At 63.9% G+C, this 18,849-nt stretch carries 17 protein-coding genes; 1 reads left to right on the top strand and 16 read right to left on the bottom strand.

The genetic code is table 11. The features are described from left to right. Nucleotides 1-122: 122 nt before the first annotated feature. Nucleotides 123-449 carry a HesB/IscA family protein gene (locus ASTEX_RS12555; protein ID WP_013480011.1) on the top strand — a complete coding sequence of 109 codons (327 nt, stop codon included), beginning with the start codon at nt 123-125 and terminating at the stop codon, nt 447-449. Nucleotides 450-1,130: 681 nt separating this feature from the next. Here the strand turns inward: ASTEX_RS12555 and guaD are convergent. From guaD to ASTEX_RS12480, 16 genes are all read right to left on the bottom strand, one after another. Further along, on the bottom strand, nt 1,131-2,486 hold the full coding sequence (gene guaD / locus ASTEX_RS12550) for a guanine deaminase (protein WP_013480010.1): 1,356 nt from the start codon (nt 2,484-2,486) through the stop codon (nt 1,131-1,133). Nucleotides 2,487-2,625: 139 nt separating this feature from the next. Continuing rightward, entirely contained in the window at nt 2,626-3,645 is a 1,020-nt protein-coding gene (locus tag ASTEX_RS12545; protein WP_013480009.1) for an adenosine deaminase, read from the bottom strand. Further along, the gene (gene xdhC, locus ASTEX_RS12540) at nt 3,620-4,573 is read right to left on the bottom strand and encodes a xanthine dehydrogenase accessory protein XdhC (RefSeq protein WP_013480008.1); all 954 of its coding nucleotides are present in this window, start codon (nt 4,571-4,573) and stop codon (nt 3,620-3,622) included. The genes ASTEX_RS12545 and xdhC overlap by 26 nt, the downstream gene beginning before the upstream one ends. Then, nucleotides 4,570-6,879 carry a xanthine dehydrogenase molybdopterin binding subunit gene (gene xdhB / locus ASTEX_RS12535; RefSeq protein ID WP_013480007.1) on the bottom strand — a complete coding sequence of 770 codons (2,310 nt, stop codon included), beginning with the start codon at nt 6,877-6,879 and terminating at the stop codon, nt 4,570-4,572. Before xdhB ends, xdhC begins: the two co-directional genes overlap by 4 nt. Next, nucleotides 6,872-8,305: a xanthine dehydrogenase small subunit gene (xdhA, locus tag ASTEX_RS12530; protein WP_013480006.1), complete on the bottom strand. Its 1,434-nt coding sequence runs from the start codon at nt 8,303-8,305 to the stop codon at nt 6,872-6,874. Before xdhA ends, xdhB begins: the two co-directional genes overlap by 8 nt. 168 nt (nt 8,306-8,473) lie before the next feature. After that, complete coding sequence (uraH, locus tag ASTEX_RS12525) at nt 8,474-8,803, bottom strand: hydroxyisourate hydrolase (protein ID WP_013480005.1); 330 nt, start codon at nt 8,801-8,803, stop codon at nt 8,474-8,476. After that, nucleotides 8,800-10,194, bottom strand: coding sequence for an NAD(P)-binding domain-containing protein (locus tag ASTEX_RS12520; RefSeq protein WP_013480004.1), 1,395 nt, complete (start codon nt 10,192-10,194; stop codon nt 8,800-8,802). The genes uraH and ASTEX_RS12520 overlap by 4 nt, the downstream gene beginning before the upstream one ends. Next, nucleotides 10,191-10,694: a 2-oxo-4-hydroxy-4-carboxy-5-ureidoimidazoline decarboxylase gene (uraD, locus tag ASTEX_RS12515; RefSeq protein WP_013480003.1), complete on the bottom strand. Its 504-nt coding sequence runs from the start codon at nt 10,692-10,694 to the stop codon at nt 10,191-10,193. Before uraD ends, ASTEX_RS12520 begins: the two co-directional genes overlap by 4 nt. Next, nucleotides 10,691-11,071 carry an oxalurate catabolism protein HpxZ gene (gene hpxZ, locus ASTEX_RS12510; RefSeq protein ID WP_013480002.1) on the bottom strand — a complete coding sequence of 127 codons (381 nt, stop codon included), beginning with the start codon at nt 11,069-11,071 and terminating at the stop codon, nt 10,691-10,693. The genes uraD and hpxZ overlap by 4 nt, the downstream gene beginning before the upstream one ends. Continuing rightward, the gene (gene puuE / locus ASTEX_RS12505) at nt 11,061-11,969 is read right to left on the bottom strand and encodes an allantoinase PuuE (protein ID WP_013480001.1); all 909 of its coding nucleotides are present in this window, start codon (nt 11,967-11,969) and stop codon (nt 11,061-11,063) included. The genes hpxZ and puuE overlap by 11 nt, the downstream gene beginning before the upstream one ends. Continuing rightward, nucleotides 11,966-13,192, bottom strand: coding sequence for a pyridoxal-phosphate-dependent aminotransferase family protein (locus tag ASTEX_RS12500; protein WP_013480000.1), 1,227 nt, complete (start codon nt 13,190-13,192; stop codon nt 11,966-11,968). The genes puuE and ASTEX_RS12500 overlap by 4 nt, the downstream gene beginning before the upstream one ends. Further along, on the bottom strand, nt 13,189-14,559 hold the full coding sequence (locus tag ASTEX_RS12495; RefSeq protein WP_013479999.1) for an allantoate amidohydrolase: 1,371 nt from the start codon (nt 14,557-14,559) through the stop codon (nt 13,189-13,191). Before ASTEX_RS12495 ends, ASTEX_RS12500 begins: the two co-directional genes overlap by 4 nt. Continuing rightward, a complete protein-coding gene (locus tag ASTEX_RS12490; protein WP_013479998.1) occupies nt 14,553-16,127 on the bottom strand; it encodes a gamma-glutamyltransferase family protein in 1,575 nt (524 codons plus the stop codon). The genes ASTEX_RS12495 and ASTEX_RS12490 overlap by 7 nt, the downstream gene beginning before the upstream one ends. After that, a complete protein-coding gene (locus tag ASTEX_RS12485; protein WP_013479997.1) occupies nt 16,124-17,446 on the bottom strand; it encodes an AtzE family amidohydrolase in 1,323 nt (440 codons plus the stop codon). The genes ASTEX_RS12490 and ASTEX_RS12485 overlap by 4 nt, the downstream gene beginning before the upstream one ends. Beyond that, a complete protein-coding gene (locus tag ASTEX_RS20540; protein ID WP_013479996.1) occupies nt 17,443-17,601 on the bottom strand; it encodes a hypothetical protein in 159 nt (52 codons plus the stop codon). The genes ASTEX_RS12485 and ASTEX_RS20540 overlap by 4 nt, the downstream gene beginning before the upstream one ends. 95 nt (nt 17,602-17,696) lie before the next feature. Beyond that, on the bottom strand, nt 17,697-18,596 hold the full coding sequence (locus tag ASTEX_RS12480; RefSeq protein ID WP_013479995.1) for a LysR family transcriptional regulator: 900 nt from the start codon (nt 18,594-18,596) through the stop codon (nt 17,697-17,699). Nucleotides 18,597-18,849 lie beyond the last annotated feature (253 nt).

The following is an 18,849-nucleotide window of genomic DNA, read 5'->3' as shown; positions in this document are numbered from 1 at the left end:
GCACTAATTTGCAATGCAAATTCACGACAAAAAGTCGCTCAAAGCGCGCGTTTCGCCTCATTCTGAGTAAAATACGCTCTAACCCCCTAAAACTCGCGCCCGCCCCGCGCTATATTGAGCCCATGAACCCGATTACGCTTTCCGCCAGCGCCGCGCGCCACCTCAACCGCCTGTCCGCCGATGCCGGACACCCGATCCTGTTGCGCGTCGCCGTCGAAGGTGGCGGCTGCTCCGGCTTCCAGTACCAGCTCGATCTAGTCGAAGCGCCCGAAGTCGGCGATACGGTCGTCGCCTATGACGGCGCTCAGGCCCTCATCGACGAAGTCTCCGCCCCCCTACTCGCCGGATCGATCATCGACTACGTCGAGGAACTGGTCGGCGCGCAGTTCAAAATCCTCAACCCGCAGGCCAAATCCTCCTGCGGCTGCGGCGTCAGCTTCTCGATCTGATTTTTGCCCCCTGTTTCCGGCGGTTGATGTGGAGGTCCTGCACGGCGACCGGCTCCCTCGCCCGTATGAAATGGGCGAAACGAGCGGTACATTGCTCAAGGCGCTCAAAGCCTTCAGCCGTGAAGACCCCAACCTGTCGTGGCTCGATCTGTTCCCTCTGGATAAGGGGGGAAGGACTCACCACAAACCTCGTTGCGTTGGAAGCGCCCCTTCGAAGGGCCGAAAGGCTTTGAACCACAGATTTCACAGATTGGCGCTGCGCGCCCGTGCGTGACGCAGACAAACATAATACGTGAAATCTGTGGTTCCTGAGCTGTCCTGACGATTTCACCTTCGCGATTTTCCTCCTCCCCATATAACGGAGAGGTGCCGAGTTTACGACGCGGAAGGGTATCTTACAGACGATTATGCCCCTTCGTCAGCCTAGCTTCGTTCTCTGACACCCCCCACTTCGTAGGGAGGATAAGCTGTATTAACTCTTAACTCGTAACCACGGCCAGACCCGAAGGGCGTAAATCTTGCGTGGCAAACGGTGCGTTCGACAATTCAGCCGCCGACCCGTGCCACAAGCCCAGTTCGAGCTTTTTGTGTTCTTGGTGGCTAAAACCTTCACCGCCCCACACGCCATCCACGGAATCGCTCGCCCACATCAGGGGGCCAGGGTCAACTGCCCGCGAAGCCTTACCGCGCCTCCCCGACGACGCACTCTGCCGCGACCCAGACGCGTGCGATATTGGCTTTTGAGGCCGTATAAACGATTTTTTGCAGCACATCGGCGTCGCTATCGAGGTCGTCCATCAGGCGGATGGTCCCGCTTGCGGCCTGCGGATCAATCAGTTGCGCATCGAAATAGCGGCCGGGCTCAAAGCTGCCGACGGGCAGGTCCAGGGCTTCGCCCCCGCCTTTGGTCGCCAGGTAGAAGGCGGTGCGCCAGTCGATCTGGCTGTCGCGGATACCGCGATTTTCCCAGTGCAGGCGCGCATCGACGCCGTCGTGCAGGGCGCGCGATGAGGCCACGGCCCAGCGCATATTGTCATAGATCGAGGATGAAGGTCCGCCGGAAATATCGGTGCCGAGCCCGACGCGCACGCCCTTTTCCAGCGCGCGTTTGAGGGGGAAGACGGCGTTGGAGAAGTAGTAATTGGACAGCGGGCAATGGGCGACGCCGGCACCGCGTTCATGGATCGTCTGCATATTGGCGTCGGAGATGAAGTTGGCGTGGGCCAGCACGGTGTGGCGCGTCAGCAAGCCGAAACGGTCCAGACTGTCGGTATCTTCGCGGCCGTGGCGGTCGAGGACGTAGTTGTGTTCCCAGTCGCTTTCGGAGCAGTGGGTCTGAACGTGGCAGCCGCAGCGACGGGCGATGTCACCCAGCCCTTCCAGCGCCGCATCGGTACACGAAGCGATAAAGCGCGGCGTGACCACCGGCTTGATACGGTCGCTATTGAGGCTTCGCACGTGGTCGATAAAGGCTTGGGTGCCGCGCAGGGCCGCGTCGGTGGATTCGACGTAAAAGTCCGGGCATTGCTCCGGATTGTCCATCGCCACCTTGCCGATCAGGGCGCGCTGACCCTTTGTCAGGCAGATGTCTGCCAAAAGGCGCGTGGCGTCCTGATGCTGGGTGGCGAAATACAGCGCCGTGGTGGTGCCGTTCGACAGCAGGTCGTCAACCAGCCCTTCGTAAGCGCGGCGGGCGAATGACAGGTCGGTATAGCGCGCTTCCAGCGGGAAGGTATGTGTTTGCAGCCAGACCTCCAGCGGCACGTCCAGCGCCTTGCCCAGTTGCGGCCACTGCGGGGCATGGATGTGCAGGTCGCAAAAGCCCGGTAGCGCGTAGGTGCCCTTAGGGAGGGTTTCCAGCCGGGCGGCGGCCCGGTCTTCGGCGAGGGCGGCGGCATAGGTCGGCGCGTGGGGGCGCAGGACCTCAAGGATGCGGCCCTCAGTGTCGCAGCGGATCAGGGTGTCGCGCAGGACCTCCATGCCGCCGCAGACCGGGGCGTGGAAGAAGGTGCCTTTGAAAGAACGGGTGGTGGTCATTTTTCTTTCCTCCTCCCCTGTTTACGGGGGAGGTGTCGGCGAAGCCGACGGAGGGGACATTCTTTGCTTGAGCGCCCCACCCACCGCTTCGCGGTCCTCCCTCCCCGCTAAGCCCAAGGGCTTGAAAGGAGGGATGTTCTTAACCGGCATACGCCTCAATCTCATCGAGATGCCGGAACACCTCCGCATCGCCGAGAAAAGACCCCAGAAACGAGTTGCGCGCCAGGGTGATCAGGTCGTCGCGATCGACCAGCCCCGACGCCGCCACGGCGCGGTAATTGTCGTTCACATAACCGCCGAAATAGGCCGGATCGTCGGAATTGAGCGTGGCGCGCAGGCCTTTGTTCAGCATGGTGCGGATGGGGTGCTGCGCCATATCCGTCACCACACACAGTTTGAGGTTCGACAGCGGACAGACGGTCAGCGTCATGCCGAGGCGCGCCAGCCGCGAGGTCAGGTGCGCGTCTTCCAAGGAGCGGTTGCCGTGGTCGATGCGGTCCACCTTAAGGATATCCAGCGCTTCGTGGACGTATTCAGGCGGCCCCTCCTCGCCGGCGTGGGCGACTTTTTTGAGGCCCAGGGCGCCTGCGGCGTCAAACACACGGGTAAACTTCGAAGGCGGGTGGCCGACTTCGGACGAGTCGAGCCCCACCCCGGTCAGGCGGTCGAGAAACGGCTCGGCGGCCTTTAAGGTCGCAAAGGCAGCATCCTCATCCAGATGACGCAGGAAGCACAGGATCAGTTTGGAGGTCAGGCCGTATTCAGCTTCGGCCGCCTTCATGCCCGAGGTTAGGCCGTCCATAACCACCGACATCGGGATACCGCGGTCAGTATGGGTTTGCGGATCGAAGAAGATTTCCGCATGACGCACGCTATCGGCGTGGGCGCGGTCGAAATAGGCCTTGGCGAGGTCGTGGAAGTCTTGTTCCGTGCGCAGCACATCGGCCCCCTGATAGTAGATATCGAGGAAGTCCTGAAGGTTGGAAAATTCGTAAGCCGCGCGCACCTCTTCGACCGATTTGAACGGCAGGGCGATCCGGTTGCGTTGCGCCAGCGCGAACATCAGCTCCGGCTCCAGCGAGCCCTCGATATGCAGGTGCAGTTCGGCCTTAGGCAGACCGGCGATAAAGGCGTCAAGCGACGGGAAGGGTTTGGGCATGACGGGTATCCTCGGTCAGGGTGCGGGTCTTATCTGTAATCTGAAGCAACTGCGCGGCGACGGCAACTGCGATGACTTCGGGGGCCTTGCCCGTAATGCCGGGCAGGCCGATGGGGCAGGTGATACGCGCGATCTGCGCTTCGGCAAAGCCGTCCTTGCGCAAACGGCTGAAGAAGCGCGCGCTTTTGGTGGCCGAGCCGATCAGGCCGATAAAGCGGGCTTGCGAGCGCAGCGCCGCCTTGGTCAGTTCGTAATCGAGCGCGTGGTCGTGTGTGAGGATCAGGGTCAGGCCGGTCCCCGCCTCGGCTTCGGCGCACAGGCTGTGGGCGTCACGGATATAGACGCCCTGCGGCACATCGGTACGTTCGTCGCACCAGCGGAGTTGAAACGGCAGGCCCTCCACCACCCGCGCAATGGCGATGCCGACATGGCCCGCACCAAACATCAGCATTGGCGTCAAGGGTTGACCCAGACGCTCGATCAGGTGGCCCCCAGCCATCGGCACTGGCCCGCGAGGCGACAGGTTGGGCGCGTCTCCGCTCAGGCGACGGCGGACCCCATCGGCGTGCAGATCACTGCGCAGAGTAAAGGTGTCAAGGCCGCGCACGGCCTCCAGCCAACCCGTCATCGCCGGATCGAGGTGTTCGATCATCACCCGCACGCGGCCGCCGCAGCATTGCCCCAGCAGCACCCCCAGCGGGTAGTCCTGAATGCGCCAGGTGCCGGGTTTATGTTTCAGCGCCAGCCGTGCCTGATCAATGCATTGAAACTCCAGATTACCGCCGCCAATCGTGCCGTAGATGGCCTTTGCCGTGACCAGCATCCGCGTCCCGGCCTCGCGCGGCGTTGAGCCCTCGACGGCCAGCAGCGAGATCATCGCCAGTGGTTCTTTGCCCAACAGATCAAGGGCTTTGGCGACCCAGTTCACAGTGTCCCCCCATTGAGGGCTTTCAGGATGCGTTCGGGCGTCGCCGGGGCATCGAGCGTCGGGCACGGATCGCCGGTCGCCGCCGCTACGGCATAGGTCAGGGCCGAAAACACGCTGTTGGCCAGCATGAAGGGCGGCTCGCCTACGGCCTTGGAACGGTGAATGGTCGGCTCGCGGTTTTCGCCCGCACGCCACAGGTGAATGTTCATCACAGCGGGCCGGTCGGAGGCGCAGGGGATCTTATAGGTCGAAGGGGCGTGCGTCAGAAGCCGCCCCCTAGCGTCATAGACCAACTCCTCAAAGGTCAGCCAGCCCTGCCCCTGCACATAGGCGCCCTCAATCTGCCCCAGATCGAGCGCCGGATTGATCGAGCGCCCGACATCGTGCAGGATATCGGCGCGCAGCACCTTATGCTCACCGGTAAAGGTGTCGATGACCACCTCTGACACCGCCGCGCCATAGGCGAAGTAGAGGAAGGGCCGCCCGGTGTGCGTCTTGCGGTCGTAATGGATTTTCGGCGTGGCGTAAAACCCCGTTGCTGATAAGGAAATACGGTTGAAATGCGCCAGCCGGCAGACCTCGGCAAAGCCAAGCACCTCCTGGCCCGCGCGCACCACACCGCCTTCAAAGACCACACTGTCCGCCGCCACGCCGTTGCGCGTGGCCATCAGTTCGGCCAGCCGCTCGCGGATGGTCGTGGCTGCGTTCCACGCCGCCCAGCCGTTGAGGTCCGTCCCTGATGAGGCCGCCGTAGCCGAGGTATTGGGCACCTTATCCGTGCGCGTTGACGTGATGCGGATGCGCTCCAGCCGCAGCCCGAAGACATCGGCGACGATCTGCGCCACCTTGGTATTCAGCCCCTGCCCCATCTCGGTGCCGCCGTGATTGAGCGCAATCGAGCCATCGACATAGGCGTGGACCAAGGCCCCGGCCTGATTGAGGTGGCTGGTGGTAAAGGAAATGCCGAACTTGACCGGCGTGCAGGCAATGCCGCGCCGCAGATAGGGGTGGGACGCATTGAAGGCGTCGATTTCGGCCTTGCGCGCCTCATAATCGGCGGAGACCTTCAACGCCTCAACGAGGCGATCAGCGACGAAATCTGTCACCGCCATCTCATAAGGCGTTAGGTTGCGCTCAGGGCCATAGAAGTTGACCTGCCGCACGCTCAGCGGATCACGCCCCAGATGCAGGGCGATGGCGTCCATCACCCGCTCGATGGCCAGCATCCCCTGCGGCCCGCCAAAGCCGCGAAAGGCGGTATTGGAAACGGTATGGGTCCGGTAGCGATGCGAGACGATCTCAACATGTTCAAGGAAGTAGCAGTTATCGGCGTGGAACATGGCCCGGTCATTGATCGCCGGCGACAGGTCGGTCGAACAGCCGCAGCGCGAGGCCAGTTCCAGCCGCAGGGCCCGGATGCGCCCCTCGCCATCAAAGGCCACGTCGTAGTCAGCGGTGAAATCGTGCCGCTTGCCCGTGATCTGCATATCCTCGTCGCGGTCGGCGCGATACTTGGCCGGGCGACCGGTCTTGGCCGCCACCAAAGCCGCCGCCGCGGCAAACAGCGAAGCCTGCGTCTCCTTGCCGCCAAAGCCGCCGCCCATGCGCCGCACCTCCACCGTCACATCGGCGGAGGTGACGCCCAACAGATGCGCCACCAGATGCTGCACCTCGGACGGATGCTGCGTCGAACACAAAAGGTGCACCCCGCCCTGCTCCATGGGCGTGGCGACGCTGATCTGCCCTTCGAGGTAGAAATGATCCTGCCCGCCGATCTCCAGCGCGCCCTGAATCCGATGCGGCGCGGTCTTAAGCTCTGCCATATCGCCGCGCCGCATCACCTGCGACGCTTCGATTAGACTGTGGGCGGCCTTAGCCTCGGCAATGGTCAGGAGAGCCGGCAAGGGCTCGTAGTCGATGCGCCCCCGCTTCGCCGCCACACGCGCCGCCTTGGCAGAGGTGGCGGCGACCAGAAACACCGGCTGCCCCATAAACACCACCTCGTCGGCGGCCAGCAGGCGGTCGTCTTTGGCCACCGGCGCAACATTGTTGTCGCCGGGAATGTCGGCGGCGGTGAAGACGGCGACCACGCCGGGCGCGGCGCGCACGGCGCTGAGGTCAAGGCTCAATATCTTCGCGTGGGCGTGCGGGGCGCGGCCAAAGGCCAGATGCAGCATCCCCGCCGGTTCGGCCACGTCATCGGCATAGAGGGCGGTGCCGCTGACGTGCAAAGGCGCGCTGTCGTGGGCCAGAGACGTATGGACTTTTGGGGTGTGACTTTGGGGAGGGGGACCGTGCTCAGCCATGCGCCACCCCCTGCACATCTCCGCCCTGGCCTTGAATCTCAAGCCATAGTTTTTTTAGAATATTACCAGCAACGGTTAATCTATAGTCCGAAGACCCGCGCACATCGCTAAGCGGCGTGAAATCCGACCGCAGGGCCTCGGCGGCCATTGCCATACGCTCCGGCGTCAGAGGGTGTCCGGTCAGGACAGCCTCGGCGTGCCCGGCCCGTTTGGGGGTGCCCGCCATGCCACCAAAGGCCAGCCGTGCCGCCTGTACCACCGCCCCGTCAAAGCGCAAATGCACGGCGGCGCAGACCGCCGAAATATCGGAATCAAAGCGCTTCGACAGCTTGACGATACGTACCACATCGCCGGCTTTCGGTGTGGGCACAAAGGCGCTTTCGACAAACTCACCGGGCTGACGGTCCTGCTTGCCATAGTCGAGGAAATAGGCCTCCAGCGGCAGGGTGCGGCGCGCCTCACCCCGGCGCAGGGTCAGTTCAGCCCCCAGCGCGATCAGGGCGGGCGGCATGTCGCCAATAGGCGAGCCGTTGGCAATATTGCCGCCGATGGTGCCGGCATTGCGCACCTGCACCGCGCCGATACGGCGGATCAGTTCGCCCAGATCGGACGACAGGGCCGCCAGCGCCGCACGCGCCTCAGAATAGCGCACCCCGGCCCCCAGCCGAACGCCCTGCGGCGTGACCTCGATATCGCGCATCAGGTGGCCGACAAAGGCAACCTGTGGCAGGACGCGGTGCTGCTTGCTGACCCACAGGCCGACATCGGTGGCCCCGGCAATCAGCCGCATATCGGGATTTTCGATAAGGATTTCCGACAGGTCGTCGGTGTCGCGCGGCACATAAGCCCGACGCGTCAGCCCGGCCAGCGGGTCTTCGTAGCTGAGGACCAGCAGGGTGTCGCGGCGGAGTTCACGCAGCGCCTCACGGATGTGCGCATCGTCAAACGGCAGCGACGCCACCTGTTCGGCGGCCTTGAGGATCGGGCCATAACCCGTGCAGCGGCACAGGTTTCCGGCCAGGACCTCTGCCGCATCGGCCCCCGCCGTACCACACGCCCCCATCGACCGCCCGACCAGCGACATCACAATACCCGGCGTGCAAAAACCGCACTGAGAACCATGCAAATCTACCATTGCCGACTGCACCGGATGCGCGCCTTTCAGGCTTTCGACCGTCATCAGCGCCTTGCCGTCCAGCATGGGCAAGAACAGGATGCAGGCATTCACCGCGCGCCAGTTTAGGCGCTCGCCTTCCAATTCCCCCACCAGCACCGTACAAGCCCCGCAGTCGCCTTCGGCACAGCCTTCCTTGCTGCCCGTGCGCCGCGCCGCATAGCGCAGCCAGTCGAGCACGCTTTGCGTTGGATCGATGCCGGACAGGGTGACAATCTCACCGTCGAGATAGAAGCGGAGTTTATCAGGCATGTTTAACTCCTCTCCTGAGCAGCGGGTGAGGTGGCAGTGAGCGCAGCGAAACTGACGGAGGGGGCGAACAAAGCGCCGCTTGTTCCCTCCGTCTCGACGCGCTCCGCTGGCTCGACACCTCCCCCGTACGCTGCGCTACAGGGGAGACGGTTGGGTATGGCATCCCCATCAGCTCCCCCTGTAGGTCGAATAGCCATAGGGACTGACCAGCAGCGGCACGTGGTAATGCCCCAACCCGTCCATGCCGAAGTCGACGCCCACCCGGTCGAGAAACGGCGGTTCGGCCAGCGTCACGCCCTTACCCCGGAAATAGTCGGCCACATCGAACTCCAGCCGGTACAGCCCCGCACTCAGGCTCAGCTCGCGCAGTTCCGGGCAGCGGCCATCGGCGTCGGTCGTGCCGGCAAACAGCACTTCGCGACCACTGAGGAGGTGCAGCCCAACCCCCTGGGCCGGGGTGCCGTGGGCCGTATCGAGGACGTGGGTCGAAAGGCTCATGAGCCGCTCCATTCGCCGACAAATTCCGGCTCATCATAGGCAAAATAGGCGTCGAGACAGGCCGTCTTCTGATCAAGGAACAACTGATCGGCCACGGCGCTGGCGAGCTTCGGCAGGGCGTATTTCAGTCCCGACAGGGCCGAAGCCGACAGGCCGAAATTGATCAGGGCCGAATAGTTGAAGGCAAACAGGCCATGCAGTTTCGCCTGCCAGTCGGGGTCGCGCCCCGTGAAGGTGAAGCCTGCGCCCAGATAGGGATGCGCGTCAAGCAGCGGGTTTCGGATCGCCTCCGGGGCCGCATAGACATCGGCCCAGCGCGCAATCCCCGGCTCCAGCCGCCGCAGTTCCGGCCGCAGGGCTGGATCGGTGACCAGACCGGTCGAGATGACCAGAAAGTCGAAACCGTGCTCGCCTTTGGGCGTGGTCAACACTGCCTGACCGCCCTCTTCGCGCACCGCTTGCCAGGGCGAACCCGTGTGCAGGCGGAAGCCCGTAAAGGCCGCCGCCCGGTTGAAGGTGTCATTCGTAGGCGGTTGATTGAATTTGAAAAAGTGCGACATAGCGGCGTATTTTTCGCCATCACTGAGCGCGGCAAAGCGCGGGATGAAGCCCGCGGCCTCCATATGCCGGATGGGGTTGATGCGCGGCAGGGCCTCACGCCGCACAAAGACGTGCGCTTCGGCGGCCCCGGCATCGAGCAGATGATGGGCATTGTCAAAAGCCGAGGCCCCGCCCCCCAATATACCGATGCGCTTGCCTTTCAGCGCCGCCACGTCGATGGGCTCAGAGGTATGGGCGTAGAGATGCCGCGGCAGGCCCCTGATCATCTGCGGCGTATGCCAGCCGCCGCCGCCCTGAATCCCGGTGGCCAGAATGACCTTACGCGCCAGATAGGGACCGTCCGAAGCGTGCACGCGGAAGAGGCCTTCTATGGGCTCGATATCGCTGACCCGCACGCCATTTTTGACCGGCAGGTCCAGCACGCTGCGATACCAGCGCAAATAGGCCATCCAGTCGCCACGGGGAATCTTGTCAAGGCGCGTCCAACCTTCGGCTCCATGCTGCGCCTCCCAGAAGGCACGGAAGGTCAGGGAGGGGATGCCCATATCTATCGAGGTGATGCCCTTGGGCGTGCGCAGGGTCATCATGCGGGCATAGGTTTCCCACGGCCCTTCAAAGCCTTGGGCGTTCTCATCAAGGATCAGCAAGTTGTGGATGCGCTCGCGCTTCAGCGCGAAGGCCGCGCTGAGGCCCGACTGACCCCCGCCGACAATAATGACGTCGTGAACCGGACCCTCTGAGTGCGTCGCTGGGCTCAGCCAGTCGTTGCCGGGATAACAGAGCGCCTCAAGGTCGTGCCGGACGCGGGCATTATGGGCTTCGAGGCTCATGCGCCCTCCACATCTTTGAGGCGCAGCCAGACGATCTTATCCACCTCGGACAGGGCCGTGGTAAACTCTGTCTGCGGGTCGTGGCTCAGGCGCGACTCCATCGCCGCGAGAATAGCCGCCTTACCCCCGGCCAGCCGCACACAGATGATGAAAGGGAAACCAAACCGCGCCTCATAGGCGGTGTTCAGTTCATGAAACCGCGCAAATTCCGCCTCCGTCAGGGCATTGAGCCCCACCGATGCCTGTTCTGAAGCCGACTCCTTCGTCAGACCGGCCTTCACCTGCGCCTTGTCGGCCAGCTTGGGGTGGGCGCGCAGCAGGGCCAGTTGCGCCTCCGGTCCGACGTGCGCCACCACCTTCATCAACCCGGCGTGCAGGGCCGCCAAATCTTTGAACGGTCGCATCGTCTCGGCCTGCGCCACGATCCACGGGCTGTGCTCGAACAACAGGCCAAAGCGTTCAATAAAGGCCCGGCGGTCCAGACGGTTGAAATCACTCATGACGTCGCCCCCTCGATCGACACATGCGCCGACACCACCTTCCAGCCGTCGGCAAAACGCACCCAAGCCTGCGATTGGCGGCCTCTTTTATCGGAATTGTCGCGGAAAAATTCAGCATGGGCGGTGGCGAAGGCGGCGCCATAGACGGTGATCTCGACCCGGCCCAGTTTACGCTGTGGCGAGCCGCCCCGGCCTTTGCGAAATTCGCGGATGGCTTCGATGCCATACAGCACCTCACCCACGCCGAAGCGGATGGTTTCGGCTGCCTCACGGAACAGGCGGTCCATGGCCGGAATATCGTCGGCCATCAACGCCGCCTCATAGGCGTAGAAGGCCTCGGTCACCTCTTTCAGGAGAACGGGATCATTAAGCCGCATGGGGATACACTTTCAGCCAGTGACGGGCGATGTCGATACGGCGCGCCACCCACACCTTGTCGTGGCTCAGCACATGGTCGAGGAAGCGCGCCACGGCAGCGGCCCGCGCCGGCTTACCGGCAATGCGCCCATGCAGGCCAATCGACATCATACGGCCTCCCTCAAGGTACAAGTGATCGAAGGTGTCGCGCAGGTAGCGATAGAAGGGTTCAGCGTCGGCAAAGCCGTTATAGGCCACGAACTTCATATCGTTGACGTCCAGCGTATAGGGCACGATCAGTTGGGCGGTTCCATCGTTTTTCAGGCCAAACCGCGTGTCGTAATAGGGCAGATCGTCGGCGTAGGAATCGGCGTCATAGACAAAGCCGCCCTCCTCGACGACCAGCCGCGCCGTGTGGGGCGAGGTGCGCCCCTGATACCAGCCCAAAGGCCGCGCCCCGGTCAGTTGGGTGTGAAGCTCTATGGCTTTGTGGATATGGTCGCGCTCAACGTCCTCCGGCACGGTCTGATAGTCGATCCAGCGATAGCCGTGGCTGGCGATCTCCCAGTCGGCGGTCAGCATGGCTTCAACCGCCGCCGGGTTCATCTGCATCGCGGTGGCCACGCCATAGACGGTGACCGGGGCCTTGCGCTCAGTGAATATGCGGTGCAGCCGCCAGAAACCCGCGCGCGCCCCGTATTCATAGAGGCTTTCCATGGCCATGGCCCGCGCCCCGATATGGCTTTGGGCACCGACCATTTCGGACAGGAAGGCCTCAGACCCCCTGTCGCCATTAAGGACCGAGTTTTCGCCACCCTCTTCATAATTGATGACGAACTGTACGGCGATGCGCGCGCCGTCCGGCCACTGCGCGTCGGGCGGTGTCTGGCCATAGCCGATCAGGTCACGCGGGGTCATCCCCACACCTCCCGTGCGGCCGGGACTGCGGCCCCCAGATTGACCGCCACCCCTTCGGCGACCAGACAGGCCTCCAGCGCCGCCAGGGTGGTCAGCACTTTGGACTTCATGGCGTTATACCCCATGGCCCCGATGCGCCAGATCTGCCCCTGTAAGGGACCAAAAGCCGTGCCGATCTCGATTTCAAAGTCTTCGCGCATCCGCTGACGCACGCGCTCGCCATCAAGGCCTTTGGGGATGTAGACGCCCGTCACATTGGTCATGCGGTAGCGGTCGTCGCCATAGACGCTCAGGCCCATGGCGCGCAGCCCGGCGGTCATGGCCGCCCCGGCCTTGGCGTGGCGCTCAAAGCGCGCCTCAAGCCCTTCCTGAAGCGCAACGCGGGCGCATTCGCGCGCCCCGTAAAGCATGGTGGTGGCTTCGGTATGGTGGTTCAACCGCTTCTCTGACCAGTAGTCCATGATCATGGCCAGATCGAAATAGTTGGAGCCGATACGTGGGCGATGTCCGTCCTCGGCATCGGCGGCGCGGATGCCTTTTTCGGTGTGGCGGCGCGAAAAGATGAACTCCGCCGCGCGGTCGGAAATCGTCATGGGGGCAGAGCCCGACGGCCCGCCGAGACATTTCTGCAAGCCGGCGGTGACGATATCTACGCCCCAGCCGTCGGTCTCAATCGGCATTCCGCCCAGCGTCGCCGTAGCATCAACATAGGAAAAGGCCCCGATCTCACGGCACAGATCGCCCAGCCCGTCCAGCGGCTGCGCCATAGTCGTAGACGTGTCGCCGTGTACGCAGGCGATGACATCCGGTCGGAATTCGAGCGCCTTGGCCCGGATAGCATCCATCGGCACCACTTCACCCCAAGGGGCATCGACAACCTCATAATCTGCGCCCAACCGCTCGCAAATCTCGGTCAGCAGCAGGCCGAAGCGCCCTGATCTCACGATCAGCACATGCGTGCGACCGGCGTCGATCAGCGACACCAGCGCCGCCTCAATCGCCGCCCGCGCCGTTCCGTCGATCAGGAACGTCCAGCGGTTCTGCGTGCGGAAGAGCTGGCGATAGAGCGCCATGGTCTCGTTCATATAGGCGGTCATTTCGGGATCGAACTGCCCCAAAAGGTCCGCCGACATAGCGCGCAGCACACGCGGGTGGGCATTGACCGGCCCCGGCCCCATCAGCAGGCGTTGCGGCGGATTGATCTCACCGAAAAAGTCGGTCATGCGGAGGCTTCTCCCAGTTTGAGTACGAGGCCGAGCAAGGCCTGAAACGCCGCTTCGGCGTCGGCCGCATCGACAGCTTCCAATGGATTGTGGCTTATTCCGTCCTTGCAGCGAATAAACAGCATGGCGGTGGGGATCGCACCCGCAAAAGCCATGGCGTCATGGCCGGCACCGGACACCAGACGGCGCGGGGTGTGACCGGCTTCACGCACGGCTTGCGATAATAAATCCATCATTGACGGGTCGCACGGCGCGGCGGGCAGGTCGTGGATCAGGTGGTGCTCCACCGTCACGCTGCGCGCAGCGGCAATGGCGTCGATACGGCTGAGGATGGTCTCGGCGGCGGCATTGCGCGGGGCCTCTTCGCCCGCCCGCACGTCAATAGTGAAGACCACCTCACTCGGCACCACATTAGGGGCATTGGGCGCAACATTGAAACGCCCGACCGTGGCCACTAGATCATCCGGACCGGCGCGGCCTACAGTTTCGACCGCCAGCGCCATTTCCGCTGCGGCGGTGAGCGCATCCTTGCGCAGGGCCATGCTGTTGGTCCCGGCGTGACCGGCGACGCCCGTGACCGTCACCGCATAGCGCCGCTGACAGGCAATGGCGGTGACCACGCCCAGAGCCAGCCCTTCGGCCTCCAGCACCGGCCCCTGCTCGATATGGACTTCGACATAGCCGATCAGCTCAGACGGCTCGCGGCGCGCCTCTGTAAACCGCTTGATGTCCAGCCCGAAATCGCTGAGCGCCTTGGCTAAGGTGATGCCGTCGCGGTCGGCGACATCGAGTTGTGTCCGCGCCATCTGCCCGCACACGACGCGCGAACACAGCATAGAGGCCGGAAAGCGCGACCCCTCCTCGTCACCAAAAGCGTAGATGTCGATGGCGAAAGGCAGGTGCTTTTTTTGCGCGTGCAGCGCAGCCACGACCTCAATCCCCAGCATGACGCCCAGCGGCCCGTCATAGGCCCCGGCATCGCGCACCGAGTCGATGTGCGAGGCAAGGATGAGGCTCTTCGCCCCTCCACTGATTCCAGGGGAGGTACCCGCCGACCGGCGGGGGGTGGAGTTAACATCGGAGTCGGCCCCCACACCGGCATCTCCCGCTGCGCGCATCGTGCGCCCCCCCTCCCCAGCAAGCTGGGGAGGTATATTGGCGGCCTCGTACCGCCCGATCAAATTGCCGGCCGCGTCAAGGCGCACGGTCAGGCCCGACGCCTCCATCCACTCGCGCAGTTGCGAAAGCGTCGCGCGGTGCGCCTCGCTGAGGTAAGGGCGGAACAGGCTGTCCGCCGCCTCGCTGAACGGCGGGCGTCTGAGGGCGTCGCAACGGGCGACGGCGCGGTATCCGCCGGCCTCTACCATGCCGCCACCCCGCCATCGGAACGCGGGTCAGCGGCCCCTTCGATACGCCCGTCGGCATGACGCACCAGCGCCCCGGCGTGGCCCATCATAGAGGTGAAATCGGCTACGATTTCCGTTTGGTGTCCGGCTTTTTTCAGATTTTGTATCAACTCTATCTCAAACCGGCCTTCGAGCTTCAGCGACACGCTCTCCTTGCCCCAGGTCTTGCCCAGAAGCCAGCGCGGTGCGGTGATGGCGGCTTGTAAGGGCACACCGGCATTATACCGGCTGAAAACAGCGGCTTGCGTCTGCGGCTGCCCCTCGCCGCCCATCGTGCCATAGCTCATCACCCGCCCGTCGTCGAAAACCGCCAGCGCCGGATTAAGCGTATGGAACGGCTTTCGCCCCGGTTTCAGGGCATTCCAGCCGCTTTGGGTCAGCCGGAACGACGCCCCGCGGTTCTGCCAGATGATGCCTGTTTCCGGCAGTACGAGGCCTGAACCGAACTCGAAATAGGTGCTCTGAATGGCGCTGACGGCGCGACCTTCTGCATCGATGGCCCCAAACCACACCGTGTCGCCCTGTTGCGGGACATGGGGCCATGGCAGGGCCTGCGTGCGGTCGATTGTCGCCGTCAGCGCGTCGAGCGCCGCCGCGTCCGACAGCAGGGCCTGTGCGTCGAAATCCATATAGGCCTGGTCGCCAATATGCTGATCACGCAGCAGAAAGGCCTGTTTGGTCGCTTCGATCAGCCCGTGCAGATGGTCGAAATGGTCGTGCCCCTCGACCCCCAGTCGGTCGTACAGGGCCAGTATCAGCAGGGACGCAAAGCCCTGAGTTGGCGGTGTCATGTTGTAAAGCCGCGCACCACGGACGCGCGTCGTCAACGGCACAGGCGTCATGGCCCGGTGCAGGCGCAAATCCTCGCCAGAGACCGGCGACCCGGCACGCGCGAAATCGGCCGCGATGGCGCACGCCAGATCGCCTTCATAGAAATCACGCAATCCCTTGACCGCCAGCACTTTCAGCGTGGTGGCCAGAGCCGGTTGCGTGAAAATCGCGCCTTCTTTCAATGGTTGATTATGGGGGCGAAACACCGCGCCGTAGCCGTACTGATCCTTGAGCTCGGCGTCCTTGGCGGCAGCGATGTCGGCCCCGCCTTTGGTGACCACAACGCCCGTTTCGGCGTAATGGATGGCCGCCTCCAGCAGGGCCTCCAGCGGCAAGGGATCGGCCACGCGTCGCAGCAAGGCCTCCCAGCCGGACACCGTGCCCGCTACCGTATTGGCCGCCAGAGGGCCGCGCCAGGGCACGCTGGCATGACCCTTATAGAGGTCGAGCGTGGCCGTTTGCGCCGCTGCGCCGCAGGCGCTGATACCGTGGACGGACCCGTCGGGTTCACGCACGATCCAGAAGCTGTCGCCGCCGATCGAGTTCATGTGCGGATAGACGACGGCCAGCGCTGCCGCCGTTGCCACCGCCGCCTCGATGGCCGTGCCGCCGCGTTTGAGGATATCCAGCCCCGCCTGTGCCGCCAGATGATGCGGGGCCGTGACCATGCCCTTGAGTGATGCCGCCGTGTGGATCATGCGCGGCCTCCCGGTGCCGTAAAGCCCAGCACGCCCGCGTCCTCCAGCTGGTGCATCAGGCCAAACACCGCCCCTTCGAGGCCCGGTCGCATGATAATTTGCAGGCCGATGGGCAGGCCGTGGGTTTTTAACGGCGCGGCAATCACCGGCACGCCGGCCAGCGAAATGGCCTGCGCATAGATCCCAAGATGGGCGCGCGCCGGGGCGGGTTTACCGTCAATCAGGATAGTCCCCGCCTCAATCAGCGGGGCCGGACAGGGCGTGGCCGGAGCGATCAGAACATCAAACTGATCAAACAGTTGATAGAAAATTCTGCGATAATGATCCCGATAGCGCAGCGCCTTATCCAGCACGGCGGCGGGCAGCATAGCTCCGGCGATCAGCCGGTCGCGCACCGCCGGATCATAGTCCTGCGCCCGCGCGCGCAGCGTGTCCAGATGCAGCGCCCCACCGAGCGCCGCCGTCATCACAAAACCCGCTGATCGCCCGGCCTCGGCCTGCGGCAAGTCGGCGATGGCGCGGCTCCCCAGATACGTCATCACGGTATCGACGGCATTGACCGCCTCCGGGGCGGCATTGCGCGCAAAAAAGCCATCCAGACGGGCAACGCGCAACGGTTCACTCCCACCGGTTAGCGTCTCACCGGCAAGCACTTCATACAGGCGGCGCAGGTCACGGCTGCCGCGTGCAAAGGGCCCCACCGTATCGAGCGCTTCGACAAACGGAAACACGCCGTTCAGCGGCACCGCCCCTTGAGCCGGGCGCATCCCCCACACGCCGCACAGCGAGGCGGGCACGCGCACTGAGCCATTGGTGTCCGAGCCCAAACTCAGCGGCACAAACCCCGCCGCCACCGCCGCCGCTGAGCCGCCAGACGAGCCCCCGGCCAGTCGCGCCGGATCGTGGGGGTTCTGTGTAGTGCCAAAATGGGCATTGACAGTGGCAAAGCCGTAGGCGAATTCGTCCATATTCAGCGTGCCGATCAGGATCGCGCCGGCAGCCTTCAGGCGGCGCACGACCTCGGCATCCTCGCTGGCCGCTGGCGCGCCGAGGTGCAGTCTGGCCCCGGCCGTCGTCACCTGCCCCGCCACGTCGAACAGGTCCTTGACGGCGAAAGGCACCCCGGCCAGAGGCCCCGAAATCTCGCCGCGATCAACGGCCTGCGCGGCGGCAATGGCCTCTGAAGCGAGGACGCGGGTAAAGGCACAGAAGGGATCACTCAGCGCCGCTTCGACTGCCTGACGCACCACCGCCTCCGCCGTGATCTCACGACGGGCGATGGCGTGGGCCAGATCGAGCGCGCTGCGGGTGTCGCTCATGCCTCGGCGTCCTGAAAAGCAGTCTCAATGATGGCGGCGTGCTGATGCAGAAGCCGCAGATTAGCGCTCACCGCCGCCTGACTGTCCTCACTGAGGCACAGGCCCAGGAAGGCCGCTGCCCCTTCGCTCAACCGGTCAAAATCCTCCGGTTCCATCACTGCCTCCGTGTTGCCAGATATGAACTTAAACGTTTCACCAAGCCTGACAAGCCCCTTTTCGCACCTGCAACAATCCTCCGTATGCGGTGCGCTTACAAGACCTCATTGGCAAAGCGCAGGGCCAGAAAATCGACCAGCGCCCGCACCCGCGCCGTGCGCGACCGCCCCGGCGGCATAACGGCACACAAAGGCACGGTGGTATTATACTCCGGCAGGATGGGCACCACCTGTCCCGACGCAATAGCCTCGCTGCTGATAAAGGCCGGCAGGCGCGCCACGCCCAGACCCGCCACTGCCGCGCTGAGCAGCATGTCGCCATTATCTGAGCGCAGGCGCACCGGGATACGCACCATGCGCTCCTCACCATTGACCACGAAGCGCCAGACGTCGCCGGGGGCGACATTGGTGTAGAGCAGGCAATCAAGCTGCCCCAGATCATCGGGCGTCTGCGGCATGCCCTTCTGGCTCAGATAATCGGGGCTGGCAACGATCATGCCGTTGATATGGCCGATGCGCCGCGCGATCAGCGTCGAGTCGGTCAGCTCGCCAATACGGATCACCACATCAAAACCGCCGCCCAGCACATCGACGCGGCGGTCATCGAAGCTGACATCCAACTCGATACGCGGGTTGCGCACGGCAAATTCAGTCAGAACCGGCGCCAGGTGGGAAACCCCAAAGCTCAGCGGGGCCGACAGGCGAATAGGCCCGGCGACCTCCAGCATGGCGTCATTGACCGCCTCCTGCGCCGCCTCAAGCTGAGCCATGGCTTCGCGCGCCTTGGCGTAATAGAGCGCCCCGACATCGGTGGTCTGGGTGCCGCGTGCCGTGCGCGTCAGTAGCCGCGCCTTCAGCTGGTCTTCGAGGTGCGCGACGCGACGCGAGACGATGGACTTGGCCACCCCCAGCCGGTCAGCCGCCCGCGCAAAAGAGCCAGTTTCCACCACCAGAAAGAAGGCGTGCAGGTCGTCGAGATCGACTCCGGGGGTCATGGGTATCCTCCTACTTCATACTCCCCCAGTTTACTGAGGGAGGCGGATGCGAAACGCACGGTTTCGCAGACGGTGGGGGGCTTCAGGCGCCAAACCTTCTGCCCGCGCCCGCTTGCAGAACCCCCGCCACCGCGTCTCGCCTGATGTCGCTGCGCGCATCACGCTCGTGCGGTTCCGGCACCGGCCGCCCGGCTCCCCACCAGAGGTGGGGAAGTATAAGAAAAGAGCGTTGCTCTGAGCGAAACACCGAGGT

This window comes from Asticcacaulis excentricus CB 48 (assembly GCF_000175215.2).
Lineage (GTDB): Bacteria > Pseudomonadota > Alphaproteobacteria > Caulobacterales > Caulobacteraceae > Asticcacaulis > Asticcacaulis excentricus.
The sequence above is the reverse complement of the archived record's forward strand: the minus strand, read 5'-3'. Positions and strand labels throughout refer to the sequence as shown.